Here is a 25,000-nt window from a genome sequence, read left to right as displayed (position 1 = left end):
GGCGCCGCCGGATCAGGAAGGAGCACCGGCCCCCGGAGCCGTCCGGCCCGGAATCCCGGTCCGGCCCGGCGCCGCCTGGTCCAGGAGGCCGGTGCGGGCCGCGAGGGCCGCCGCCTCCAGGCGGGAGCCGACCTCCAGCTTCATCAGGACCCGCTGCACGTGGGTGCGCGCCGTGCTCGGCGCGATCCTCATCCGCTCCGCGATCAGCCGGGTGTCCTCGCCCTCCGCGATCCGCGTCAGGACCTCGACCTCCCGCCGCGTCAGGAGCCGCAGCAGCCGCTGCCCCTCGTCGTCCGGCCGCGCCGAGGGATGGAGCAGTTCCGCGAAGGCGCCCTGGAGGAGCTGCGGCGCCACCGCCGTCTCCCCCGCCCTGGCCTTCACCAGGGCCCGCTCGACGTTCTCCACGCGCTCGTCGTGGCGGACGTACCCGGACGCCCCGGCCGCGAACGCCGCCGCGATCCCGCGCGGCGACGGCACCGGGCCGAGCACCACCACGGCCACCTGCGGCCGCTCCCGCTTGATCCGCGCGACCGGGTCGAAGGTCCCCGGTCCCTCCGGCGCCGCCGTGCCCAGGAGACAGACCTCCGGCGCCCGGCTCACCACCAGCTCCGCCGCCCCCGCCACCGGCGCGGCCGACGCGAGCACCCGGTGCCCGCGCAGCTTCAGCGCCGAGGCGAGCGCCTCCGCGTGCAGCCGGTGGTCGTCGACCACCACGAGGCGTACGCCCATCCCGGTCATCCCCCTCCTCCGGGCCCGCCGGAGTTCCTGGCCGCCGGAGAGCCGGACGGGCCTGAACCCGGCAAGCTACACGCTCCCCCGCCCCGCCCCGCGCCAACCTCGGACACCGGAAACGCCGGACCACGGGGACCACCGAGGACGCCGGGAGCACCGCGCCGCCGGGAGCGCGGGAAACGCGGCGGGCCCCTCCGGTGATCCGGAGGGGCCCGCCGTTCGGTGCGTGCCGCCGTCAGCGCGGGACGGCGTAGGAGACCACGAGGTACTCCTTCGGCCCGCTGTCCGTCGGCCGGGACTTGCTGATCATGTTGTCCGAGAGGAAGAGCCGCCCGTCCTGGTACTGGAGCTCGGAGCCGGTCAGGCCGAAGCTCCTCTCGATGTCCCGGGTCGGCTTGGCCGCCGGGTTCTCCAGGAGCAGCGTCTCCTTCATCGTGCCCCCGTCGACCGAGACGATCCGGCCGCCCTTGTCGTACGGCGGGACCTTGTACGCGATGATGTTGCCGCCGTCCATCCGCAGGGGGACGAGGGTGTACTTGTCGCCCGCGTCGGCCTTCTCCGGGGCGGTGCGCCCGGTGGTCAGGTCGAAGGCGATGATCTCGTTGGTCCGGTCGGCGTACTCGCCGCTGGAGCCCTCGTGCTCCTCGGTCGGCACGTACAGCCGGCCGTTGCCGACGACCGCCTGGGTGCAGGACTCGACCCGGGTCGAGCGGCAGCGGGCCGCGTACTGGTCCGCCGACGCCGCGATCTTCACCTTCAGCTTCCCGGTCTTCTCGTCGATCGAGAAGAAGTCCGAGATGCCGCTGCCGTCGCCGGCGGTGTCGCCGACGTCGGCCGCGACGACCAGCGGCCTGGTGGAGACGATCGACGCGTACTTCACGCCGGACGGCATCTTGTACTGCGAGAGCGGCTTGCCCGTCATCGGGTCGAGGTTCTGGATCTGCACCGTCTCGCTGCCGTACGCCCCGCACTTGCGGACCGCGACGAGGCCCTCGCCGCCGCCGTAGCCCATGTCGTAGCAGTTGTCGGCGTCGGACTGCGGCTTCCAGCGCGCGTTGCCGTTGGCGATGTCGAAGGCCGCGCCCCCGTCGCCGCCGCCGGCCGCGACGGTCGTCCCGGAGAGGGTGACCTCGCTGAACCGCACCTTCTCGTCACCGGCGGAACCGCCGGTGACCGAGGCGGACCAGACCAGCTTGCCGGTGTTCAGGTCGGCCACGCCGACCTCGGTGCACTGCTGGTAGTAGCGCGGCGCGACCCGCTTGGCGGCCTCGAACAGGATCGGCACCTTGTGGTCGGCGGTCATGTGCCGCGAGGCGCCGCACACCTGGCCGGTGAGCGGGAGCGTCCACAGGACGGTGCCCTTGTCCAGGTCGTAGGCGACGAGGGAGTTGATGCCGGACTTCACGAACGCCTTGTCCGTGATCCAGGAGCCGGCGACGTCGGTGACGTCCGGGACCTTCGGCTGCGGGATCTGGAAGCCGATCTTCGCCCGGGTGTCGGCGGACGGCTTCTCCTTGCCTCCGCCGCCGATGCCCTTGCCGCCGGTGTCGCCGCCGCCGGACCCGGAGCCCTGCGAGGAGCCCTGCGAGGTGCCGCCCGTCCCCTTGGCCTCGTCGTCGCCGCCGCGCGACCCGGCGTACCAGATGCCGGCGCCGACGATCAGGACGATCGCGACGGCCGCCGCGATGACGATCTGGAGCTGGGCCGACAGCTTCTTCCCGCCGCCCGGGGCCGGTGCGGGCTGCGGGTGACCGCCGTACTGCGGCTGCTGGGGCTGGGTCGGGTAGCCGTACGGCGGCGGGACCGGCTGCTGGTGGTCCCCGTACGGCTGCGGCCCGCCCGGGTGGCCGTACGGCTGCTGCTGCGGCGGGGCCGGGGGCTGCTGCGGGTAGCCGTAGCCCGGGCCGGCCGGGGGCTGTTGCGGATAGCCGTACCCCGGGCCGGCCGGAGGCTGCTGCGGATAGCCGTACCCCTGGTCGACCGGGGGCTGCTGCGGATGGCCGGGGCCGGGCTCCTGCGGCGGGGGCGTCGGGGCCCCGAAGCCGCCCGGCGGACCCGGGGGCTGGTTCGGGGGCTGGTTCGGCGGGGGCGGAGGAGGCTGCGTCATCGGTCCGTGTACCTCACTTGCTGAAGGCCATCATCGTCTTGACCTGCTTCTCCTCCGCGTCGGAGCTCGCGGACACGCGCCCGCTCGACACCACGAAGACGCCGTTGCCGTAGGCGTAGCCCGGGGAGAAGAAGCTGCTCTCGATCTGGGCCGTGGAGACCGGGTGCTGGAGCAGGACCTTCGGCGCGCCGCCGGTCGGGGCGATGGTGGCGGTGGCGCCGCCCTTGTTGTAGCGGGGCCCCACGTACACCAGGACGTCGGAGCCCTCCATGCGCAGCGGGAGCATGGACTGCTCGGCGGGGGCCGTGGAGCGCCACTTCGGCTTGCCGGTGTTCAGGTCGAAGGCGACGATCTCGTTGGACTTGCCGTACGCGGTGTCGGTCGCCATGTAGAAGGTGTTCGCGTCGGCCGCGACGCCGTTGCAGCCCTGGAGCTTGCGGCCGAAGATGACCAGGCCGCCGCCGCCGCACGAGACGGAGAACTTGTCCGTACCGCCCTGGATCTGCGAGCGGAGCGAGCCGTCGGGCTTGAGGGCCAGGACGGCCCACTTCTTCTGCTCGCGCTGGGTGGCCGAGACGACCAGCGGGTCGACCGAGTAGACCTTGTCGACCTCCCAGTCCGCCTTCAGGGCGTAGGTGAACCGGGGCTTGCCCGTGGCGGGGTCCACCTCGCCGATCGCCTGGGTCTTCTTGGTGGAGCCGTTCGTCGGGCACTCCATGGCGGCGATCAGCTTGCTGCCGCCCGCGTACGCGAAGGGCTTGCAGCCGGTGGTGGCGCCGGTGAAGATCTGCTTGCCGTCGGCGAGGGAGAAGCCGTAGGCGCTGCTGCTGCCGGCGACGGTGACCGTGTCGCCGCTGATGGCGAGGGTGTTGTCGGAGAACGCGAACAGGCCCGTGGGCTTGGGCACGCTCTTCTTCCAGCCCGCCTTGCCGGTCTTGAGGTCGATCTGCTGGAGCTCGGTGCACTTGGCACCGTCCTTGGCGCTCTCCTGGTAGGCGAAGACCATGCGGCCGTCGGCGGAGGGGGCCGCCGGCGCCGCGCACAGCTTGAACGGCACGTCCACCTGCCACTTCACGGCGCCGTCGCCGAGGCCGTAGCCCTCGATGCGCTTGTACATGGCCCTGACGACGGTGTCGCCGACGATCCACGGGCCGTACGCGTCGGAGCCGTTGCGGGGCAGGTCGACGTTGTTCGTGGTGAGCCAGTTCACCTTGGCCTCGCCGGCCTGACGGCCCGCGTTGAGGTCGTCGCCGCCCTCACGCCCGTCGCCGGAGCCGTCGCCCTGGTCCACCGAGGCGGTGGGCTTGGGAGCGGTGGTGGGCGGGGCGGAGCTGGTGGGCCCGGCCACCGGCCCCTTCTCGTCGTCGCCACCGCCGACGACCGCCCAGGTCGTGACGGCGGCGACCAGGACGGCGGCGGCGGCCACACCGGCGACCAGGCCGGTCCTGCCCTTGGAGGGACCGCCGCCACCGGGCGGCGGGGTCGGGGCGCCCGGCTGGCCGGGGTAGCCGCCGTAGGGGCCCGCCTGCTGCCCGTAGGGGCCGGGCTGTCCGGGCTGGCCGGGCTGCCCCGGCTGCTGCGGGTAGCCGTAGGGCGGCGGCACCGGCTGCCCGTAGGGGCCGGCCTGCCCGTACGGGCCGGGCTGACCGGGCTGGCCGGGCTGCTGGCCCGGCTGCTGCGGGTAGCCGTATCCGGGCTGCTGCGGGGCCTGCCCGTACGGGCCGGGCGCGGCGGTGGGCGGCGCCGTCGGCGCGGGCGGGGCCTGCGGCGGGACCGGCGGTACGGGCGGGTGCCCCGGGTCCGGGGACCGGTCCGGGTCCTGAGGGGCTCCGAAGCCCCCCGGCGGCTGGTTGCTGGGCGGCTGGCTCATCAGCGGTTTCCCCCTTGGCGTGAACGGGTTTTCTTTCTACCACCCGCGCCATGGCGCAAAAGCGGCCGGTCCACCCCTTGTGTCCAAGGGCGGACCGGCCTGTGATGCCCTCGTTATGCGTCCTCGGCCAGTTCCAGCCAGCGCATCTCCAGCTCCTCGCGCTCCGCGGCGAGTTCGCGCAGCTCCGCGTCGAGCTTGGCGACCTTCTCGAAGTCGGTGGCGTCGGCCGCGATCCGCGCGTGCAGTTTGGTCTCCTTCTCGGAGACCTTGTCGAGCTGCCGCTCGACCTTCTGCAGCTCCTTCTTGGCGGCGCGCGCGTCGGCCGCCGAGACGCCCGGCTTCTGCTGGGCGGGGGCGGCGGCGGGCGCCGGGACGGACGCCTCGACGGCCTTGCGGCGCCGCTCCAGGTACTCGTCGATGCCGCGCGGCAGCATCCGCAGGGTCCTGTCGCCGAGCAGGGCGAACGTGCGGTCCGTGGTGCGCTCGATGAAGAACCGGTCGTGGGAGATGACGACCATGGAGCCCGGCCAGCCGTCGAGGAGGTCCTCCAGCTGGGTCAGGGTCTCGATGTCGAGGTCGTTGGTGGGCTCGTCGAGGAAGAGGACGTTGGGCTCGTCCATCAGCAGCCGCAGGAGCTGGAGCCTGCGGCGCTCGCCGCCGGAGAGGTCGCCGACCGGCGTCCACTGCTTCTCCTTGGTGAAGCCGAACTGCTCGCAGAGCTGCCCGGCCGTCATCTCGCGGCCCTTTCCGAGATCCACCCGGTCGCGGATCTGCTGCACGGCCTCCAGGACCCGCAGCGAGCCGGGCAGCTCGGTGACGTCCTGGGAGAGGTAGGCGAGCCGGACGGTCTTGCCGACGACGATCCGGCCGACGGCGGGCTGGACCTCGCCGCCGCTGCGGGCGGCGTCCGCGAGCGCCCGCAGGAGGGAGGTCTTGCCCGCGCCGTTGACGCCGACGAGGCCGACGCGGTCGCCGGGGCCGAGCTGCCAGGTGAGGTGCCTGAGCAGCTCCTTAGGACCGGCGGTGACGGTCACGTCCTCCAGGTCGAAGACCGTCTTGCCCAGGCGCGCGTTGGCGAACTTCATCAGCTCGCTGGTGTCGCGCGGCGGCGGCACGTCCGCGATCAGTTCGTTGGCGGCCTCGATGCGGTAGCGGGGCTTGGAGGTGCGGGCGGGGGCGCCGCGCCGCAGCCAGGCCAGCTCCTTGCGCATGAGGTTCTGCCGCTTGGTCTCCTCCGTGGCCGCGATCCGCTCGCGCTCGGCGCGGGCGAAGACGTAGTCGGAGTAGCCGCCCTCGTACTCGTGCACGTCACCGCGCTGCACGTCCCACATGCGGGTGCAGACCTGGTCGAGGAACCAGCGGTCGTGGGTGACGCAGACGAGCGCCGAGCGGCGCTCCCGCAGGTGCTGGGCGAGCCAGGCGATGCCCTCGACGTCGAGGTGGTTGGTGGGCTCGTCGAGGACGATGAGGTCCTGGTCCTCGATGAGGAGCTTGGCGAGCGCGATCCGGCGCCGCTCGCCGCCGGAGAGCGGGCCGATGACGGTGTCGAGGCCCTTCTCGAAGCCGGGCAGGTCGAGCCCGCCGAAGAGCCCGGTGAGCACGTCGCGGATCTTGGCGCTGCCCGCCCACTCGTGGTCGGCCATGACGCCGATGACCTCGTGCCGGACCGTGGCCTCCGGGTCGAGCGAGTCGTGCTGGGTGAGGACGCCGAGGCGCAGCCCGCCGCTGTGGGTGACGCGGCCGGTGTCGGCCTCCTCCAGCCTGGCGAGCATGCGGATCAGGGTGGTCTTGCCGTCGCCGTTGCGGCCCACGACCCCGATCCGGTCCCCTTCGGAGACACCGAGCGAGACCCCGTCGAGCAGGGCACGGGTGCCGTACACCTTGCTGACGTTCTCGACATTGACCAGGTTGACGGCCACGTTGACTCCTGTACCGGGTGATCGATCGACGTCCAGGGTAGACCGTGGGGCGGCTCGTCACTCTCCGTGAGGGACCGGTTCGGTTCCCGCCGTCGCCGGAGCCGTCGCCGGGGCGGGCGGGGAGCCGGCCTGCCGGTGCCACCCGATCCGGTCCGGTCCGCGCGAACGCCCTTCCCCCGGGGGCGGCCGGCACTACCCTGTGGGGCCTCACGGGGGAGGGAGATCACGCGTGGAGCGACTCGCCGGGAGCGACCCGCGGCAGGTCGGCCCGTACACGCTCGTCGGGCGGCTCGGCGCGGGCGGCATGGGCGCGGTGTACCTGGGGCGGTCGTCCGGAGGCCGCACGGTGGCCGTGAAGGTGGTGCGGCCGGAGCTCGCGGGGGACGACGGGTTCCGCGACCGGTTCCGGCGCGAGGTGGCGGCGGCGCGGCTGGTGTCGGGGGCGTTCACCGCTCCCGTCGTGGACGCCGACCCGGACGCCGGGCTGCCGTGGATGGCGACGGCGTTCGTGGCGGGCGTCCCGCTGAGCCGGGCGGTCGCCGCGCACGGGCCGCTGCCGGAGACCGCGCTGCGGATGCTGACGGCGGGCCTCGCGGAGGCCCTGGTGGGGGTGCACGCCGCGGGAGTGGTCCACCGGGACCTGAAACCGGCCAATGTGCTGCTCGCCCTGGACGGGCCGCACGTCATCGACTTCGGCATCGCGCGGGCCACCGACGGCACGGCCCTGACCTCCACCGGCTCGGTGATCGGCTCGGCCCCGTACATGTCCCCCGAGCAGGCCCTCGGCCGGCACCTCACCCCGGCGAGCGACGTGTTCTCGCTGGGGACGACGGTCGCCTTCGCGGCCTGCGGGGAGAGCCCGTTCGGGGACGGCGCGGGGGCCGCGGTGCTGTTCCGGGTGGTGCACACCGAGCCGGACCTGTCGGCCGTCCCGGAGAGCCTGCGCCCGCTGGTCGGGCGCTGCCTGGCCAAGGACCCGGCGGAGCGTCCCTCCCCGCGCGAGGTGATCGCCGCCGTCGAGGGGACGGACCCCGGGGCCGTCCCCCGGCCCGCGTCCGGCCCCGGCGACCGGCCCGACCCCCGGCTGGCCCTGCTCGCCGGGGCCCCGCGCCCCGGTTCCCCGGCGGACGCGCCCCGCCCCTCGGAGGGCTGGCTGCCCGCGCCCGTCGCCGCCGACGTCCTCGCCCTGCGGGCCGCCCTCGCGGCGCCTCCCCCCGCCCCGGAGCCGTCCGCCCCCGGGACCCCCGCGACGGGACCGACGCTGCCCCTCCCCGCCCCGGCCGGGACGGGAGACCGGGACGGGACCGGGCGGGGGCCCGGCCGGCGGAGGCTGCTCCTCGGCCTGGCCGCCGGCGCGCTCACCGCCGGGGCCGGGACCGTCCTGACGCTGAACCGCGGCGGCGGGACGACCGGCGACGCGAAGGGCTCCGCCCGTACGGGAAGCCCCGGCGCCGCGCTCCGCCGGCCGTCCCCCGAGAGCGTGCGCGACGCGCGGTTGGCCTGGCAGGCGCGGCTTCCCGCCTCCGTCGCGCAGGTGGTCCCCGGGAGCGGGACCGTCGCCTGCGTGATGCTGGAGCGGATCGTGGGACTGGACGGGCAGGGCCGTACCAAGTGGACGGTGAAGAGCGCCGATCACCGGCTGATCCCCTCCGTGACGGGCCCCAACGTCCGGGCGGTCGCCGCCGTGGACGGCGACCGGCTGTACGTCGCCGGGTCGAGGTTCGGGACGCCGGCGTCCCCCTCGGGGGACTTCCTGTCCGGTTCCAGGGCCATGGTGCTGGGGGTCCGCATGACCGACGGCAAGGACGCCCGGACGGTCCTCCTCGACGATCCGCCCGCCATCGGCGTGCTCTCCTTCGCCGGCGTCCGCGCGGGCCGCGCCCACCTGTTCCCCCTGCTGCCCGCCGGGGCCGCCACCTCCCCGGCGGCGGTGTGGGCGCTCGACCCGGCCGCGCGCCGGACCGCCTGGGTCCACTCCACGGAGGCGATGCCCGTCTTCTGGGGGCTGCCGCGCCACGGCGACGGCCTGCTGTACGCCGACACCGAACGGCTCGTCGCGCTGGACGGCGGGGGCAGGGTCGCCTGGACGAAGGAGTTCGCCGCCGCCCTGGTCGGGGCGGCCGGGCGGTCCTTCCTCGTCGGCGACGCGGGGGGCACGCTGTCCGCGCTGGAACCGGCGACCGGCCGGCAGGTCTGGCGGGTGCCGGGGATCGTCGTGGCCTCCGTCAGGGGCGGCGGCGTCGCGACCGACGACGAGGGCGCGGTCGTCTTCGCCCTGGGGCGGGACGGGGACGGCGGCCTGTCGCTGGTCGCGCTGGACGCGACGGACGGGAGGACCCGCTGGCGCACGCCCCTCCCCGCCGAGACCGCGAAGCCCACCGCCCGGGGCGCCCGGCTGCTGCACGCCGACGGGAACGTGTACCGGATGGGGGCGGACGGCACGCTCTGGGCGTTCTCCGCCTCGGACGGCGCGCCGCGCTGGAAGTACGGCGGATTCAAGGGGAGCGATCCCCTGAAACTCGCCTGGAGCGCCGGAGACCGGAGGCTGTGCGTCTCCGACGTCGGGGCGACGACCGTCGCCGCGCTGGACGCGAACGGAGCCTGAGAATGACGCCGCTGGAACCCCTGCGCCCCACCGACCCGGCCCGGATCGGCCCGTACGTCCTCCTCGGCCTGCTGGGCGCGGGCGGCATGGGCGCGGTGTACCTGGGGCGCTCGGCGGGCGGCCGGACCGTCGCCGTGAAGCTGATCCGCCCGGAGCTGGCCGACGAGGCGTTCCGGGCCCGGTTCCGGGCCGAGGTCGCCGCGGCGCGGGCCGCGTCCGGCGCGTTCACCGCGCCCCTGGTGGACGCGGACCCCGACGGGCCGGTGCCGTGGATGGCGACCGCGTACGTGCCGGGCGTCTCGCTCGGCCGGGCGGTGGCGGTCGGCGGCCCGCTGCCGGAGGCCGCGCTGCGGGCGCTCGCCGCCGGGATCGCCGAGTCGCTGGAGACGATCCACTCGGCGGGCCTGACCCATCGCGACCTCAAGCCGGGCAACGTGCTGCTCGCCCTGGACGGGCCGCACCTCATCGACTTCGGCATCGCGCGGGCCGCCGACGGCACGGCGCTCACCGCGACCGGCATGATCCTGGGCACGCCCGCGTACATGTCGCCCGAGCAGGCGGTGGCGGCCCCGGTCGGACCCGCGAGCGACGTGTTCTCGCTGGGCTCGACCCTCGCGTTCGCGGCCCGGGGCACGGGGCTGTTCGACGGCGGCACGCCGACGGACGTCCTGCGGCGCGTGGTGCACGAGGAGCCCGACCTGTCGGCGGTTCCCGAGGGGCTGCGGCTGCTCGTCGCCGCGTGTCTGGCGAAACGCCCGGAGGACCGGCCCACCCCGCGGCAGATCGTCGGGATCGCGGAGCGGGGGGCGGCGCCCCGGACCGCGGGCGCCTGGCTGCCGCCCGCCCTGATCGCGGCGATCGAGGAGGCCGCCGCGGTCCTCGCGCCCTCGGTGACGCCGACCCCTCCCCCGCCCGCCCGGGAACCGGACCCGGCTCCGGGGCCGCCGCCGTTCCCGCCGGGGCCGCCGGTCCCGCCGCCGTTCGCCCCGGGCGCCTCCGCGCCGCCGGCACCCGCCGGGCCCGGCCGCCGCCGGCTGCTGCTCGGCCTCGCGGGCGGCGCCGCGGCCCTCGCGGGCGGGGGCACCGGCCTCGGGCTCTGGCTCGGCGGGCGCGAAGAGGACGGCCGCCCGGGGGGCGACGCGAAACCGGCCACCGGCACGACGACGGCGGGGCCCGCCCTCACCGACCCGAAGCGCCCCCTCGACACGGAGACCACGGCCGAGCCGCTGTGGACGGCGCCGGTCTCCGAACCGCTGGTGCAGGTCCTGGGCGACGGCGGCACCGTCGTCGCGCTCAGCGCCAAGAACGTCTGGGCCTTCGACGCCGGGGGCCGCAAGAAGTGGGGCCCGGTCCCCCACCTGCCGGACGCGGCCACCGGCGCCTACGGCGGAGGGCTCGTCGCGACCGTCGGCGGCGGCATGGTGTACGCCGTGATGCGCCGGGGCGCGGGGGAGCTCGACCGGGCCCTGCGCGCCCTCCGCCTGGACACGGGCGCCGAGGCGTGGACCCTCCCGCTCCCGTACCGGCGCCCGAACGGGGCGGCGGTGATCGGGATGCTGGACGGCCGGGTGTACGTCACCGGGACGGCGGCCACGACCGGCACCGACCCGAAGAACGCGTTCACGATCGTCTCGGGCCCGTTCGTCTGGTCCCTGGACCCGGCCACGCGCAAGGGCTGGCAGGCGATCCTCACGGACCCGGAGGTCAAGTACCCCCGGGGCAGCCTGTTCGTGCCGTCCTCCGGCACCCGCCTGTTCTGGGCGAGCTCCCAGACCGACGGCAGCGCGCAGAAGATCGCGGCGCTCGACGTCCGCACCCGGAAGCTCGTCTGGGAACAGCCCTCCCCCGGCGCAGAGAGCGCGTCCGGCGTGCACGAGACCCTGACGCAGGGCCGCTACGGCCCCTGGCAGGACGGGCCGCACGCCTCGGCCGACGGCCTGTTCCTCCACGTGTCCGACCGCCTCCACGCCGTCGACCCCGCGAACGGGCACGTCGTGTGGTCCTCCCCCGAGGTCCCGCTGAAGGCGGTGGTGGCGAGCCCCGACGGGAAGACCGTCTTCGCCGCCGCGCTCGACGGCCTCGTGATCCGGATGTACGCGCTCGTCGCCCGCACCGGCGCCGTGCGCTGGACGGGCACGCTCCTCAACTCGCCGGGAGGCGGCCTGCCCGTGCTGCAGAGCGCGGACGGCACCGTCTACGTCGCCTCCGGGGGGCGGCTGTGGGCCCTGGACGCGCGGGACGGCCGGGCCCGCTGGACGTACCGCCTGTCCACCTCGCTCACCACCGGCGTGCTGCGCGGGTTCTGGGCGGGCGGCGGGAAGGTGTACGCGATGGGGCAGAAGGGACTGGTGGCGCTCGGCGCGGCCGGCCGGTGACCGCCCCCGGGCGGGCGGTCAGGCCGTCAGGACGGTCGCGCCCGCCGCCGGGGACGTCGCCGTGCGGGCCGTGCGGCAGGTGCCCGAGGCGGTCAGGGCGGCGGCGACCGCCGACGCCGACTCCGCGTCCTTCACCAGGAACGCGGTCGTCGGGCCCGAGCCGGAGACCAGGGCCGCGAGCGCGCCCGCCTCCGTGCCGGCGGCCAGGGTCGCGGCGAGGGAGGGCCGCAGGGAGAGCGCGGACGCCTGGAGGTCGTTGACGAGGGCACCCGCGAGGGCGGTGGTGTCGCCGGTGCGCAGGGCCTCCAGGAGGGCGGGCGGGGCCGTCGGCGCGGGGACGTCCGTGCCCTCGGCGAGGCGGTCGAACTCGCGGAAGACGACCGGGGTCGAGAGCCCGCCGTCCGCGACGGCGAAGACCCAGTGGAAGACGCCGCCGACCGGCAGCTCCGTCAGCCGCTCGCCGCGCCCGGTGCCGAGCGCGGCGCCGCCGACCAGGCTGAACGGCACGTCGCTGCCCAGCTCGGCGCAGATCTCCAGGAGTTCGGCGCGGGGCGTGTCCAGGCCCCAGAGCGCGTCGCAGGCGAGCAGGGCGGCCGCGCCGTCCGCGCTGCCGCCGGCCATGCCCCCGGCGACCGGGATGTCCTTGGCGATGTGCAGGCGCACGTCCGGGGAGACGCCGTACCGGGCGGCGAGGAGTTCGGCGGCCCGCGCGGCGAGGTTGGTGCGGTCGAGCGGCACCTTGTCGGCGTCCGGGCCCTCGCAGGTGACCGTGAGCGCCCCGGCGGGGGTGGCGGTCACCTCGTCGTACAGGGAGACGGCGAGGAAGACGCTGGCCAGGTCGTGGAAGCCGTCGGGCCGGGCCGCGCCGACCGCGAGTCCGACGTTGACCTTGGCGGGGACGCGGACGGTGACGGACCGCACCCCGCCGCCGGGCGTGCCGCCGCCGCGCACCGTCTCCGTCGTCGGCCCAGCGGTCACCGGCCCAGCGGTCACCGGCTGCGTACCGCCGCTCACGCCTTCGCCTCCGCGATCCGCGCGAACTCCTCCACCGTCAGGGACTCGCCGCGCGCCTGCGGCGAGATCCCGGCCCTCACCAGGGCCTCCTCCGCCGCCGCCGGGGAGCCGGCCCAGGTCGCGAGGGCCGCGCGGAGGGTCTTGCGGCGCTGGGCGAAGGCCGCGTCGACCACCGCGAAGACCTCCTGCCGGGTGGCGGTGGTCGCCAGGGGCTCGGAGCGGCGGACGAGGGAGACGAGACCGGAGTCGACGTTCGGCGCGGGCCAGAAGACGTTGCGGCCGATGGAACCGGCCCGCTTCACCTCGGCGTACCAGTTGGCCTTCACCGAGGGCACGCCGTACACCTTGTTGCCCGGACCGGCGGCGAGCCGGTCCGCGACCTCGGCCTGGACCATGACGAGGGTCCGCTCGATGCTGGGGAAGCGCTCCAGCATGTGCAGCAGGACCGGCACGGCCACGTTGTACGGGAGGTTGGCGACGAGCGCGGTCGGCGCCGGGCCCGGCAGCTCATCGACGAGCATGGCGTCGGAGTGCACGAGCGAGAAGCGGCCGGCGCGGGCGGGCATCCGGGCCTCGATCGTGGCGGGCAGCGCGGCGGCGAGCACGTCGTCGATCTCGACGGCGGTCACCCGGTCCGCGGCCTCCAGGAGGGCCAGGGTGAGGGAGCCGAGTCCGGGCCCCACCTCCACGACCACGTCGTCGGGGCGCACCCCGGCCGTGCGGACGATCCGCCGGACGGTGTTGGCGTCGATGACGAAGTTCTGGCCCTTCTGCTTCGTGGGGCGCACGCCGAGGACGGCGGCCAGCTCGCGGATGTCGGCGGGGCCGAGGAGGGCGTCGGGGGTTTCGGGACCGGTGGTGGTGCTCACCGGTACAGCCTACGGCTCGGCGGCCCGGCCCACGGCGGCACCGGTGCCGGTACGGCGTACGGGCGGCGGTCCGGGGCGGTCCCGGCCCCGCCGCCGGGCGGGTGTCAGTAGTCGAAGGCGCGGGCCGTGTTGGCGGCGATCGCCCCGGCCAGCTCGTTCTCCCCGATCCCCCGCACCCGCGCCATGGCCCGGACGGTGACCGGGATCAGGTACGGGGCGTTGGGGCGGCCCCGGAAGGGCGCCGGGGTGAGGAAGGGGGCGTCGGTCTCGACCAGGACCAGTTCCAGGGGGGCGACCGCGAGGGCGTCCCGGAGCGGCTGGGCGTTCTTGAAGGTGACGTTGCCGGCGAAGGACATGTAGTAGCCCCTGGCCGCGCAGATCTCCGCCATCTCCGCGTCACCGGAGTAGCAGTGGAAGACGGTCCGCTCGGGGGCGCCCTCCTCCTCCAGGACGCGCAGCACGTCGGCGTGGGCCTCCCGGTCGTGGATGACGAGCGCCTTGCCGTGCCGCTTGGCGATCTCGATGTGGGCCCGGAAGGAACGCTCCTGCGCGGCGACGCCCCCGGGGCCCGTGCGGTAGAAGTCGAGGCCGGTCTCGCCGACCCCGCGCACGTGCGGCAGGGCGGCGAGCCGGTCGATCTCGGTGAGCGCGTCGTCCAGGGCCGCCTCCCCGCCGCCCTCGCGCGCGCCCTGCCGGGACCACCCGTCGGGGTCCCCCAGGACGATCCGGGGGGCCTCGTTGGGGTGCAGGGCGACGGCGGCGTGCACGTTCGCGTGGGCGGCGGCCGTCTCGGCGGCCCAGCGCGAGCCCTTCACGTCGCAGCCGACCTGCACGACCGCGGTGACGCCGACGGCGGCGGCCTTCACCAGCGCCTCCTCGACGGTCCCGGACTGCATGTCCAGGTGGGTGTGCGAGTCCGCGACCTCCACGAGGAGGGGCTCGGGCAGCGGCGGCGGGGCGTCCTTGGCACTCATGGCCCCGATCGTACGAGGGCGGCGGACGGCGTGCGCGGGGGTCCTCGGCGGGGCCGGGGGCCCTACTCGCGCCGGCGGAAGGGGTGCAGGAGGTCCGTCAGGTGCCAGTGGTGCGGTACGGGCGGCGGGGGCTCGGGGGCGTCCTCGGTCAGCTCCTGGCCGATGGGCCCGGACGGCGAGACCGGCTTGGTCGCCCGTGCCCCGCGTCCGTGCTTCTCCGTGGCGGCGATCAGGTCGAGCACCGAGGACACCTGTCCCGCGCGCATGATGCGGACGACGTGGCCTCCGCAGTTCACGCAGGTGGGACTGGACAGCGGGGACGGTACCCGCTCTCCCCCGGCCTTGTAGACGACGAACGGGTGGCCGGCGGCGTCGACGTGGTGCTCGATGTCGTACGCCTGCTCCCAGCCGTATCCACAGCGCATGCAGGCGAAGGCGTACGCCTCATGGGCGACGGATGTGCCGGTGCCGGTGATCTCGCTCATGCCAGCTCCTCTCCACTGATCAGTGGACGCCTTTTCGGGCCGGAGCGCATCAGCGGGGGAGGAACCATGGAAGGCTTTTGGCTCTTCCCTTGCCGAACGCCCGAGGAAATGTCCCGGCCCCGGGTTCGGCTTTACCTTCCAGCGTAAATCGGCGGAGAACTCTCCCGGTCCGCCCCGGGCCGCGGCGGTCCGCGGCGGTTCTCCTCCGGGCCGCGCGCGCCGGTTCCCCTCCGGGCCGCGGCGGCCCTTCCCGGCCCGCTCCGGGGCCTCCCCGATGCCCGCCGCCCCGGTCCGCCGTGGCGCCCGCCGCCCGGTCCGCCCCGGGGTCTCCCGGCCCCACCGTGCTCTGCGCGGCCCAGCCCGCCCTGCCGTGCCCTACGCGGGTCCGGCCGCGCCCTTCTCCGGCCCGGCCGCGTTCTTCGCCGCCACGACGGCGTCGAACACCTCCCGCTTGGGGAGTCCCGCCTCGGCCGCGACGGCGGCGATCGCCTCCTTCCGCCGCTCCCCCGCCTCCTCGCGCACCCGCACCCTGCGCACCAGCTCGTCGGCGCCGAACTCGGCGGGGCCGGTCTCCGGGGCGCCCTCCACGACGACGGTGATCTCGCCCCGTACGCCCTCGGCCGCCCAGGCCGCGAGCTCGGCGAGCGGGCCCCGCTTCACCTCCTCGTACGTCTTGGTCAGCTCGCGGCAGACGGCGGCGCGGCGCTCGGCGCCGAAGACCTCCGCCATCGCGGCGAGCGTGTCGTCCAGGCGGTGCGGCGCCTCGAAGTAGACGAGGGTCCGCCGCTCGTCCGCGACCTCCCGCAGCCGTCCCAGGCGCTCGCCGGCCTTCCTCGGCAGGAAGCCCTCGAAGCAGAAGCGGTCGACGGGGAGGCCGGAGAGGGCGAGGGCGGTGAGCACGGCGGAGGGGCCGGGGACGGCCGTGACCCTGATGTCCCGCTCCACGGCGGCGGCGACCAGCCGGTAGCCGGGGTCCGACACGGACGGCATGCCCGCGTCGGTCACCAGCAGCACCCGCGCCCCGCCCACCAGGGCCTCGACCAGCTCGGGCGTACGGGCGGACTCGTTGCCCTCGAAGTAGGAGACGACCCGCCCGGAGGTGTGGATGCCGAGCGCCCGGGTCAGGCCGCGCAGCCTCCGGGTGTCCTCGGCGGCCACGACGTCCGCGTTCTGCAGCTCGGCGGCGAGCCGGGGCGGGGCGTCCGCGATGTCGCCGATGGGGGTCCCTGCGAGTACCAGCGTTCCAGTCACGGGGGCCATCCTCCCAGCCCGGACGGGCGACGCGCACGGGCGCGTTCCCTACGATGGCGCGGTGACCAGTACCGCACCCGAGATCCTGGAGGGCCCGCACGCCGTGGCAGAGCCCACTTCGTGGCAGCGGCGGCTCCGGCTCTTCGGCTACGAGCCGCCCGCCGGAAGCGCCGCCCCCATCGGGCTGCGGGAGCGGCTCGACCCCCCGTACACCCGTCCCTCGGCACGGATGTGGTCGTGCCTCGGCCTCGGCCCCGGTCCGGCCGAACGGCTGTGGAGGCTGGCGGCCTGGGGCGGTCCGCTCCTGGTCGCGGCGGTCGCGGGGGTGCTCCGCTTCTGGAACCTCGGCAAGCCGCACGCCGTGATATTCGACGAGACCTACTACGCCAAGGACTCCTGGGCCCTGATCAACCAGGGGTACGAGGGGGCCTGGCCGAAGGACATCGACAAGACGATCCTCAAGGACCCCGGGTCGGTCCTCGTGCCGACCGACCCGGGGTACGTCGTCCACCCGCCGATGGGCAAATGGGTGATCGGCGCCGGGGAGAAGCTGTTCGGCTTCGAGCCGTTCGGCTGGCGCTTCGCGGTGGCCCTGCTCGGCACCCTGTCGGTCCTGATGCTGTGCCGGATCGGGCGGCGCCTGTTCCGCTCGACGTTCCTGGGCTGCCTGGCGGGCCTGCTGCTCGCCGTGGACGGCCTGCACTTCGTGATGAGCCGCACCGCGCTCCTCGACCAGGTCCTGATGTTCTTCGTGCTGGCCGCCTTCGGCTGCCTCGTCCTGGACCGCGACCGGACCCGGAAACGGTTCGCGGCGGCGCTCCCCGAGGACGAGGAGGGGGTGCTGCGGCCGGACGCGGAGGTCGCGGAGACGCTGCGCCTCGGCCTCCGGCCGTGGCGGATCGCGGCCGGGGTGACGCTGGGGCTCGCGGCGGCGACCAAGTGGAACGGCCTGTACGTCATGGTGGGCTTCGGCCTGATGACGGTCCTGTGGGACGTGGCCGGGCGGCGCACGGCCGGTGCGGTCCGGCCGTACCTCTCGGTGCTCAGGAGGGACCTGGTCCCGGCCTTCGTGTCGGTGGTGCCGGTGGCGCTCGCGACCTATCTGGCGACCTGGACGGGCTGGCTGGTCACCAAGGGCGGCTACTTCCGCGACTGGGCCGCGCGGCAGGACGCGGTGGACGGCGGCGGGGCCTGGGGCTGGCTGCCGCAGTGGCTGCGCAGCCTCTGGCACTACGAGAGCGAGGTCTACACCTTCCACGTGGGCCTCACCTCGCCCCACACCTACCAGTCGAACCCGTGGTCGTGGATCGTCATGGGCCGCCCGGTCTCGTACTTCTACGAGTCCCCGGCCCCCGGCACCGGCGGCTGCCCGGCCGACGCGAGGGAGAAGTGCGCGCAGGAGATCCTCGCGCTGGGGACCCCGCTCCTGTGGTGGACGGCCTGCTTCGCGCTCCTGTACGTCCTGTGGCGCTGGGCCTTCCGCCGCGACTGGCGGGCGGGCGCGATCGCCTGCGGCGTCGCGGCCGGCTGGCTCCCCTGGTTCCTCTACCAGCAGCGCACCATCTTCGTCTTCTACGCGGTCGTCTTCGTGCCCTTCCTGTGCCTGGCGGTGGCCATGATGCTGGGCGCGCTCGTCGGGCCGCGGGGCTCCTCGGAGAGGCGGCGGATCTTCGGCACGGTGGCGGCGGGATGCCTCGTCCTGCTCATCGTCTGGAACTTCATCTACTTCTGGCCGATCTACACGGGCACGCCGATCCCGCTGGACGACTGGCGGTCCCGGATGTGGCTGGACACGTGGGTGTAGCGGGCCGGGGCCGGTGACCGGTTTCCGGTCGTCGTGACGGAAGTGACCGGTGCGGCTCGACAGTCCTCCGGCCCGGCTGCTTGACTCGTGGGTCCGAACGGGGAGGGGAAGCACGGTCATGCGCAGTGGAGCCAAGGTCGCGGTCGTCGGAGGTGTGTTCGCCGTCGTGGCGGGCGGGATCGGGTACGGGGGCCACAACCTGTGGAACGGGCTCACGGGCGGCGACGCGTCCGTGAACACCGGCGCGGAGGCCGCCCCGAAGACGGGCCCGGTCACCGGCGAGGAGACGACGGCCACCGCCCGGGACTTCCTGGCCGCTTGGGCCGCCGGGGAGTCCGACAAGGCGGCGCAGCTGACGAGCGACCCGGTCACGGCCGGGCCCGCGCTGCTCGCCTACAAGGAGACCGCGAAGGTCTCGAAGGCGGTGATCACGCCGGGGGCGCCGGTGGGCACGAAGGTGCCGTTCACCGTGCGGGCGACGGTCACCCACGAGGGCGTGTCCAAGGACCTGTCGTACGCCTCCGAACTGACCGTGGTCCGGGGGGAGACCACCGGCCGGCCCCTGGTGAAGTGGCGGCCCGCCGTGCTCCACCCGAAGCTGACCGCCGCCGGGACCCTGCGCACGGGCACCGCGAAGGTCGCCTCCGTCAAGGCGGTCGACCGGAACGGGGTCGAGCTGACGGCGGAGAAGTACCCCTCGCTCGGGCCGATCGTGGACGAACTGCGCAAGCGGTACGGGGCGAAGGCGGGCGGCACGGCCGGCGTCGAGACCTGGATCGACTCGGGCGGCGGGACCACCGCCGACCGCACCCTCCTCGTCCTGCGGCAGGGGAAGCCGGGCACGCTGAGGACCACCATCGACGCGAAGGCGCAGGCGGCGGCGGAGAAGGCGGTGAAGGCGTACGGCCAGGCGGCGGTGGCGGCGGTCGAACCGTCCACGGGCGCGATACGGGCCGTCGCCAACAGCCCGGCGGGCGGCTTCAACACCGCGTTCCTCGGCAAGCAGGCCCCCGGCTCCACGATGAAGATCGTGACGGCGGCGATGATGATGCAGCGGGGCGTGGCGAAGCCCGGCAGCAAGGTGGAGTGTCCCGCCGACGTCGTGTCGCGGAGCCGCACCTTCCAGAACCTGGACAAGTTCAGCATCGCCGGCGGCACCCTCACCGAATCCTTCCGCCGCTCCTGCAACACCGCCTTCATCAAGGCGATCAGCCCCCTCAGCGACAAGGGCGTCGCGGACACCGCCCTCGGCGACACCGCCCGCGGATCCTTCGGGATCGGCCTCGACTGGCAGGTGGGCGTCCCGGCGGCGGACGGCAGCGTGCCCGCGTCGTCCGGGAGCGAGACGCCCGCCTCGTACATCGGCCAGGGAAAGATCACGATGAGCGCGCTCAACGTCGCCTCGCTCTCCGCGACCGCGAAGAACGGCGGCTTCCTCCAGCCGTACCTGGTGGCGAAGGACCTCGACGACCGCGCGTTCGCCAAGGCCGACAGGCTCTCCCCCGAGGTGGCCTCGGGGCTGCAGCTGATGATGGAGGCGGCGGCGACGGGGAACGGCACCGGCGCGAAGGCGATGAGGGGGGTCCCCTCCCCGAAGGGCGCGAAGACCGGCTCGGCCGAGGTGGACGGCCAGGGCACGTCCAACAGCTGGTTCACCGGCTACTCCGGCGACCTCGCGGCGGCGGCGGTCGTCCAGTCCGGCGGGCACGGAGGTGACGCGGCGGGCCCGGTGGTGGCGCAGGTGCTGAAGGCGGGGCGCTGAGACCGCTCAGGCCGTGGTGACGGCCGGGACGGGCGGCGGGGCGTCCGCGTGCGGGCAGAGGGCGCCCGGGGCGGTCGTGGGGATGCGCATGCGGCGCAGGAGGTCGCGGGTGGCGCGCACGGTCAGGGTGCTGCGCCAGGCGACCCCCGGGTGGCGGGAGCGCAGGTGCGAGAGGGCCCGGGTGCCCAGACCACTGGTGCGGAAGCGTTCTTCCACGGTGACGGCCGTGATGACGCCCTGGGAGCACTCCGCGCACATCCGGTAGTGGACCCGGCCGACGACCTTGCGGATGTGGACCAGGAGCAGGCACTCCTCGCCGGGACCGGAACCGTCCGGGATGTGCGTGGACAGGAACTCGATCGCCCCGTACGCGAGGAACCGGCGGCGGAGGCGGACCACCATCCCGCCCCGCCGCGAGTGTCTGGGGCGGGCCGAGGGGGCGGTACGGAACGGAGTGCTGCCCGTGGGACGCGCGTGTTGTCCGTGCATGGACCTCGTGTGCCCGGCTCGTGGCGCGATATCCGTCCGGGGACGCGGGCGTTCCGCTTCCCCGGCCCCGGCCCGGCCCCGGCGCGGCCCCGGCGCGCGGCTGACGTCTCCCGGGCTCCGGCCGCCGGCTCCCGGTCTCCGGTCTCCGGTCTCCGGTCTCCGGTCTCCGGTCTCCGGTCTCCGGTCTCCGGACGACTGTCCCCGGACGACGGCGGGGGCCGTTCCTCGCGGGACCCGTGCACGACGGTCCCGCGAGGAACGGCCCCCGCCGTCCCGGGCGGACGCGCCGCCCGGGGGCCTCAGCCGCGCCCGCGTCGCCGGCGCAGGAGGAGGAAGGCGGCCAGCGCGGCGCTCGCCACGAGGAGCGGGACGCGCCGGTCCTTCGCCCCGGCCAGGACCGCTCCGGCCTTCTCGCGCACCGGCTCCGGGGTCTTCTCGGCGGCGAGGTGACCGGCGCGGGCCGCGCCGTCGCGGAGCTGCGCGGCGGCCTGCGCCGTCCGGTCGAGGACCGGGTCGGGGGTCTTCTCCTTCATCAGCCGCGCGGCCTTCACCGTCCCCTCCCGGAGCCGTCCGGTGACGAGCGCGGTCTTCTCGGCGGCCTGTTCCTGGAGTTCGGCCGCCTTCACTTTGGTCTGCTCCTGGAGTTCCGCCGCCTTCACCCTGGTCTGGTCCCTGGCGTCGGCCGCCTTCTCCCTGGCCTGGGCCTTCACCTCGGCCGCCTTCTCCTTGGCCTGGGCCTTGACGTCGGCCTTGGCCGCCAGCGCCTCCACGGTCCGGCCGAGTTCGTCGCGGGTGTGCTCGGCCTGCTCGCGCAGCTCCTCCAGGGTGGGCGCGGACTGGTCCTGCTGGAAACGGTCGGTCATCGGTGGGCCTTCTCCCTGATCTCGGCCACGTCGGCCTTGACGTTGTCGATGGTCTGCCGGGGCGCGGGCGCGCCGGCCTTGTCGATCTGCTTCTTCCCCGCTGCCGCCGCCACGGCGGCGGCCCCCGCGAGCAGGACGGCGACGATCAGGGCCGCCGCCCAGACCGGGAGGACCAGCGCGAGGGCGGCGATCCCGGCCGCGACGAGGGCCTGCGCGGTCAGGACGCCGAGCAGGCCGGCGCCGCCGAACAGGCCGCCGCCCACGCCGTAGCGCCTGCCCTTTCGGGTCATCTCGGCACGGACCAGCCGCATTTCGTCGCGGACCAGCTCCGAGATCTGCTGCGAGGCCCGTGAGACGAGCTCGCCCACCGACGCGTCGGCGGTGCTGCCGTGGTCCGGCCGTCCGGCGGTGCTCATGGAACTCACCACTTCCTCCGTGTGCTCGGCCGGGTCCGTTCCGCGCGAGGGCGGTCGCCGGCCTCTTCGATGCGTTGCCGGGTCCGCCGGCCGGACCGGCGGGGCCGGTGCCGTCCGGGCGGATGCGGCGGGTCCCCGTGGGGCTCGCCGGTCGTCGGAGGCCGTGTACCCCGCGTCCCCCGGATCACTCGACGGCCGTCAGGGCCGGAACCGGTGGCGGACCGGGAGGCCCGGCACCCGCCGGGCGAGGAGGCCGGGCGCGCTCCGGGCCAGGAGGCCGGGCGCCTTCCTGACCAGGGCGGCGGCCATCGCGCCGACCGCGGCGCCGACCGCCACGTCGGAGGGGTAGTGCGCGCCGCTGTGGACCCGTTCGACCGCCACCAGCGCCGCCGGTACGGCGCAGGCGGCCCCCGCCGGGGGCCAGGACGGCGCGACGGCCGCGGTGAACGCGACCGCCGCGGCGGTGTGTCCCGAGGGGAAGGAGGAGCTGTCGGGGCGGTCCTCCACGTCGTCGTGCGGAATCCACTCCTCCGGCGGCCGGCGCCGTTCGACCAGCTGTTTCGCGACCCCGTTGGAGAGCAGTTCGGCCACCGTCATGGCCGTGATCCCGGCGACCGCCGCCCTCCGGCCCCTTCCGCCCCCGCAGGCCGCCATGAGCACGGCCGCCGCCCACCACAGCTTCGTGCGCTGCGCCGCCTCCTCCACCGGGGGCAGGAGCCGGCGGGCCCAGGGGGACTCCCAGGCGGCCATCCGTCTGGTCAGCCGGTGGTCGCGCTCGCGCAGTGTCGCCAGAGTTCTCATGCGCGTCCGTCTCCCCGTGCGCCGCCGTCCCACACGGTGTCCGACCCGTGCTCGGTGCCCGGCCCGCACACAATGCCCGGCCCCACGGTGCTCACTCCTCCGGGCGACGGCGGTCCTCGTCGCTCCACTTCCGCGTGTCCCGGGGCTCGACGTAGGGCTCCTCGTCCTCCGGATGACCGCCGGCGACGGCGCGCTGCCGGGACATCTCGGCGTCGAACTCCAGGCCGAGCAGGATCGCGAGGTTGGTGATCCACAGCCACACCAGGAAGACGACCACGCCGGCCAGGGCCCCGTACGTCTTGTTGTACGAGGCGAAGTTCGCGACGTAGAAGGCGAAGCCCGCCGAGGCGGCCATCCAGATGGCGAGCGCCAGGAAGCTCCCGGGGGTGACCCACCGGAAGCCGCGGCCCTTGGCGTTCGGGGCCGCCCAGTACAGGAGGGCGATCATGAGCGTGACGAGCAGGACCAGGACCGGCCACTTCGCGATCGACCAGACCGTCACCGCGGTGTCGCCCACGCCGAGCGCGGCCCCCGCCTGCCGGGCCAGGCCGCCGGTGAAGACCACGATCAGCGCGCTGACGACGGCGATGACCATCAGGACGACGGTCAGCCCGAGCCGCAGCGGCAGGACCTTCCAGACCGGGCGTCCCTCGGGCATGTCGTAGACGGCGTTGGAGGAGCGGATGAAGGCGGCGACGTACCCCGAGGCGGACCAGACCGCCACGGCCAGGCCGACGACCGCCATGAACGAGCCGACGCCGGCGTTGCCCTGCAGCTGCCGGACCGCGTCGGTGATCACGTCGCGCGCCGGGCCCGGGGCCAGCTTCTGGATGTTGTCCATCACCCGCTGGGTCGTCGAGTCCCCCGCGATCCCCAGGAGCGACACCAGCACGAGCAGGGCCGGGAAGAGCGCCAGCACCCCGTAGTAGGTCAGCGCCGCGGCCCGGTCGGTGAGCTCGTCGTCCTGGAACTCCTTCAGCGTGCCCTTCAGTACGGCCTTCCACGACCGCTTGGGCAGCTCGGACAGCTGGTCCGGCGCCCGCTCCTCGACCTCCGCGTCCGGCCCGGCGGAAACCTCCCGGTTCCCGCCGGGCCCCGTGGCACGGTCGGCGTCGTGGCGTCCCCGGTGGTCGCCCTGTCCCGGCTTCGATGTGGGTGTCATACCTGGCGACTTTCCCGCCGGGCGCCGCCCATGCCCACCGGCGTACCGCCGTCCGTGTCCGCCGGCGGTCGCGCGCCGCCTCCGGTTCAGTCCCCCAGTACCTCCCGGAAGTGCTTGTTCACCGCCAGGAGGCCGCCGTCGACGCGCAGGACCGTGCCGGTGATCCAGGAGGCGTCCGGGGAGGCCAGGAAGGCGACGGCGGCGGCGATGTCGTCGGGGGTGCCGACGCGGCCCAGGGGATAGACCCGCTCGGCGAGCGCGGCGAGCCCGGCCTCCTTGCCCGCCCAGGCCCTGGTCGCGATCGTGCCCGGGTCGATCTGGTTGACGCGGACCCCGCGCGCCGCCGCGTCGCCCGCCAGGGTGCGGGTGAGGGAGGCGAGGCCCGCCTTGGCGGCGCTGTAGGCGTGGTTGCCGAAGTCCGCCTGCCCGTTGACCGAGCCGATGGTGACGACCGCCCCGCGCCCGCCCGCCGCGAGGTGCGGCAGGGCCGCCCGCGCGCAGCGGACGGCGCCCATGAAGGTGACGTCGTGCTGGACGGCCCAGACCTCGTCCGGCTCGTCCTCGAAGCGGTCCCGGTCGGGGGCCACCTGTCCCAGGGCGTTGTTCACGAGGACGTCCAGGCCGCCGAAGACCTCCACCGCGTGCGCGACGGCCGCGTCCACCGACTCCTGGTCGGCCACGTCGCACCGCACGGCGACCGCCCCCGGCAGCTCCTCGGCCGTCGCCCGGGCCGCCTCCTCGTCGACGTCCGCGACGAGGACCCGCGCGCCCTCCGCCGTGAGACGCCGGGCGGTGGCCGCGCCGATGCCGCGCGCCGCGCCCGTGATCAGTACTCCGTACCCGCCGAACCGTTCCCTGAGATCCATGGGGTGATCACAACATCCGGCGCGCCCGTCGCACCAGGCCCCCGGCCGGCCGTCAGACGGTGGACACGCGGGCGACGCGCGGCTCCGCGACGGACCGGTAGTCCTCCACGGACAGGGCGAGCGAGCGGTCGAGCCGTGCCGCGTTGAAGTAGATCTCCTCGTGGACCAGCAGGTCCGGATCGACGACCAGGTCGAGGCGCTCGTCGAAGGAGAACGGCAGGATCGTGCCGCTCGGGGAGCCCGCCAGCTCCTCCGCGATCCCGGGGGAGGCGAAGGAGACGTAGGTGCCGCCGTACAGCGCCTTCACCGCCGCCAGGTCGACCCGCCGGTCGCCCGGTACGACGACGAGCGCGAACCGCTTCTCCTTCTTGCCGATCTTGACCATGGCGACGATGCACTTGGCCGCCTGCGCGAGCGCGTTGCCGCGCAGCGCGCTGACCGCCTCGGTGGCGCCCTCGGGGGCGTGCTCGATCACCCGGTGGACGGCCCCGCGCTCGTCGAGGAGGGCGAGCAGCTTCTCGTACGTGGCGTACGGGGCGTACGGGGCGTGCGTGTCGTGTGCCAGGTCGTTCGCGGTCATGCGTCTCGCTCCCCTTGCGGCAGGTCTGCTCTCCGGCGCGTCGACCCTACTCGTCA

At 74.9% G+C, this 25,000-nt stretch carries 20 protein-coding genes; 4 read left to right on the top strand and 16 right to left on the bottom strand.

Annotation, left to right across the window (positions count from 1 at the left end):
* Positions 1–12: 12 nt before the first annotated feature.
* The 4 genes from ACFYZY_RS12410 to ACFYZY_RS12395 all read right to left on the bottom strand — a co-directional run bounded on the left by ACFYZY_RS12410 (position 13) and on the right by ACFYZY_RS12395 (position 6,628).
* A complete protein-coding gene (locus ACFYZY_RS12410) occupies positions 13–729 on the bottom strand; it encodes a LuxR C-terminal-related transcriptional regulator (protein WP_388692887.1) in 717 nt (238 codons plus the stop codon).
* Positions 730–967: 238 nt separating this feature from the next.
* Positions 968–2,839, bottom strand: coding sequence for a PQQ-binding-like beta-propeller repeat protein (locus tag ACFYZY_RS12405; RefSeq protein WP_388692647.1), 1,872 nt, complete (start codon positions 2,837–2,839; stop codon positions 968–970).
* Between the two features lie 13 nt (positions 2,840–2,852).
* Positions 2,853–4,709 carry a PQQ-binding-like beta-propeller repeat protein gene (locus ACFYZY_RS12400; RefSeq protein ID WP_388692646.1) on the bottom strand — a complete coding sequence of 619 codons (1,857 nt, stop codon included), beginning with the start codon at positions 4,707–4,709 and terminating at the stop codon, positions 2,853–2,855.
* A 113-nt stretch (positions 4,710–4,822) separates the two neighbouring features.
* A complete protein-coding gene (locus ACFYZY_RS12395) occupies positions 4,823–6,628 on the bottom strand; it encodes an ABC-F family ATP-binding cassette domain-containing protein (protein WP_388692645.1) in 1,806 nt (601 codons plus the stop codon).
* Positions 6,629–6,857: 229 nt separating this feature from the next.
* Here ACFYZY_RS12395 and ACFYZY_RS12390 point away from each other — a divergent pair, with 229 nt between their 5' ends.
* Both ACFYZY_RS12390 and ACFYZY_RS12385 read left to right on the top strand, forming a co-directional pair.
* Positions 6,858–9,233 (top strand): PQQ-binding-like beta-propeller repeat protein, encoded by a 2,376-nt coding sequence (locus tag ACFYZY_RS12390; protein WP_388692644.1) that lies wholly within the window; start codon positions 6,858–6,860, stop codon positions 9,231–9,233.
* Positions 9,234–9,235: 2 nt separating this feature from the next.
* The gene (locus ACFYZY_RS12385) at positions 9,236–11,608 is read left to right on the top strand and encodes a PQQ-binding-like beta-propeller repeat protein (protein ID WP_388692642.1); all 2,373 of its coding nucleotides are present in this window, start codon (positions 9,236–9,238) and stop codon (positions 11,606–11,608) included.
* Between the two features lie 18 nt (positions 11,609–11,626).
* Here the strand turns inward: ACFYZY_RS12385 and ACFYZY_RS12380 are convergent, their stop codons facing one another.
* From ACFYZY_RS12380 to rsmI, 5 genes are all read right to left on the bottom strand, one after another.
* Positions 11,627–12,529, bottom strand: a complete 903-nt coding sequence (locus ACFYZY_RS12380; protein WP_388692886.1) for a 4-(cytidine 5'-diphospho)-2-C-methyl-D-erythritol kinase — start codon at positions 12,527–12,529, stop codon at positions 11,627–11,629.
* Between the two features lie 89 nt (positions 12,530–12,618).
* Positions 12,619–13,491: a 16S rRNA (adenine(1518)-N(6)/adenine(1519)-N(6))-dimethyltransferase RsmA gene (rsmA, locus tag ACFYZY_RS12375; RefSeq protein ID WP_388692641.1), complete on the bottom strand. Its 873-nt coding sequence runs from the start codon at positions 13,489–13,491 to the stop codon at positions 12,619–12,621.
* A gap of 104 nt (positions 13,492–13,595) precedes the next feature.
* Complete coding sequence (locus tag ACFYZY_RS12370) at positions 13,596–14,465, bottom strand: TatD family hydrolase (RefSeq protein WP_388692639.1); 870 nt, start codon at positions 14,463–14,465, stop codon at positions 13,596–13,598.
* Between the two features lie 62 nt (positions 14,466–14,527).
* Positions 14,528–14,950: a hypothetical protein gene (locus ACFYZY_RS12365; protein WP_388692637.1), complete on the bottom strand. Its 423-nt coding sequence runs from the start codon at positions 14,948–14,950 to the stop codon at positions 14,528–14,530.
* Positions 14,951–15,325: 375 nt separating this feature from the next.
* Positions 15,326–16,201, bottom strand: a complete 876-nt coding sequence (gene rsmI / locus ACFYZY_RS12360) for a 16S rRNA (cytidine(1402)-2'-O)-methyltransferase (RefSeq protein ID WP_388692636.1) — start codon at positions 16,199–16,201, stop codon at positions 15,326–15,328.
* Positions 16,202–16,262: 61 nt separating this feature from the next.
* On the opposite strand from rsmI, the gene ACFYZY_RS12355 reads away from it, so the two are divergent.
* The gene (locus ACFYZY_RS12355) at positions 16,263–18,005 is read left to right on the top strand and encodes a dolichyl-phosphate-mannose--protein mannosyltransferase (RefSeq protein ID WP_388692634.1); all 1,743 of its coding nucleotides are present in this window, start codon (positions 16,263–16,265) and stop codon (positions 18,003–18,005) included.
* 118 nt (positions 18,006–18,123) lie between these two features.
* A complete protein-coding gene (locus ACFYZY_RS12350; protein WP_388692633.1) occupies positions 18,124–19,767 on the top strand; it encodes a penicillin-binding transpeptidase domain-containing protein in 1,644 nt (547 codons plus the stop codon).
* Positions 19,768–19,773: 6 nt separating this feature from the next.
* On the opposite strand, the gene ACFYZY_RS12345 is transcribed toward ACFYZY_RS12350, so the two are convergent.
* The 7 genes from ACFYZY_RS12345 to ACFYZY_RS12315 all read right to left on the bottom strand — a co-directional run bounded on the left by ACFYZY_RS12345 (position 19,774) and on the right by ACFYZY_RS12315 (position 24,944).
* Positions 19,774–20,169 carry a hypothetical protein gene (locus tag ACFYZY_RS12345; protein ID WP_388692632.1) on the bottom strand — a complete coding sequence of 132 codons (396 nt, stop codon included), beginning with the start codon at positions 20,167–20,169 and terminating at the stop codon, positions 19,774–19,776.
* 386 nt (positions 20,170–20,555) lie between these two features.
* The gene (locus ACFYZY_RS12340) at positions 20,556–21,119 is read right to left on the bottom strand and encodes a DUF3618 domain-containing protein (RefSeq protein WP_388692630.1); all 564 of its coding nucleotides are present in this window, start codon (positions 21,117–21,119) and stop codon (positions 20,556–20,558) included.
* Positions 21,116–21,535, bottom strand: coding sequence for a phage holin family protein (locus tag ACFYZY_RS12335; protein WP_388692628.1), 420 nt, complete (start codon positions 21,533–21,535; stop codon positions 21,116–21,118). Before ACFYZY_RS12335 ends, ACFYZY_RS12340 begins: the two co-directional genes overlap by 4 nt.
* 198 nt (positions 21,536–21,733) lie before the next feature.
* On the bottom strand, positions 21,734–22,336 hold the full coding sequence (locus tag ACFYZY_RS12330) for a phosphatase PAP2 family protein (RefSeq protein WP_388692626.1): 603 nt from the start codon (positions 22,334–22,336) through the stop codon (positions 21,734–21,736).
* Between the two features lie 91 nt (positions 22,337–22,427).
* Positions 22,428–23,498: a YihY/virulence factor BrkB family protein gene (locus ACFYZY_RS12325; protein ID WP_388692625.1), complete on the bottom strand. Its 1,071-nt coding sequence runs from the start codon at positions 23,496–23,498 to the stop codon at positions 22,428–22,430.
* Positions 23,499–23,584: 86 nt separating this feature from the next.
* Positions 23,585–24,364, bottom strand: a complete 780-nt coding sequence (locus tag ACFYZY_RS12320; RefSeq protein ID WP_388692623.1) for an SDR family NAD(P)-dependent oxidoreductase — start codon at positions 24,362–24,364, stop codon at positions 23,585–23,587.
* A 52-nt stretch (positions 24,365–24,416) separates the two neighbouring features.
* Positions 24,417–24,944 (bottom strand): YbaK/EbsC family protein, encoded by a 528-nt coding sequence (locus ACFYZY_RS12315; RefSeq protein WP_388692621.1) that lies wholly within the window; start codon positions 24,942–24,944, stop codon positions 24,417–24,419.
* Between the last annotated feature and the right edge of the window lie 56 nt (positions 24,945–25,000).

The sequence above is a fragment of the Streptomyces sp. NPDC001744 genome, assembly GCF_042892575.1.
Taxonomy (GTDB): Bacteria; Actinomycetota; Actinomycetes; order Streptomycetales; family Streptomycetaceae; genus Streptomyces.
The sequence above is the reverse complement of the archived record's forward strand: the minus strand, read 5'-3'. Positions and strand labels throughout refer to the sequence as shown.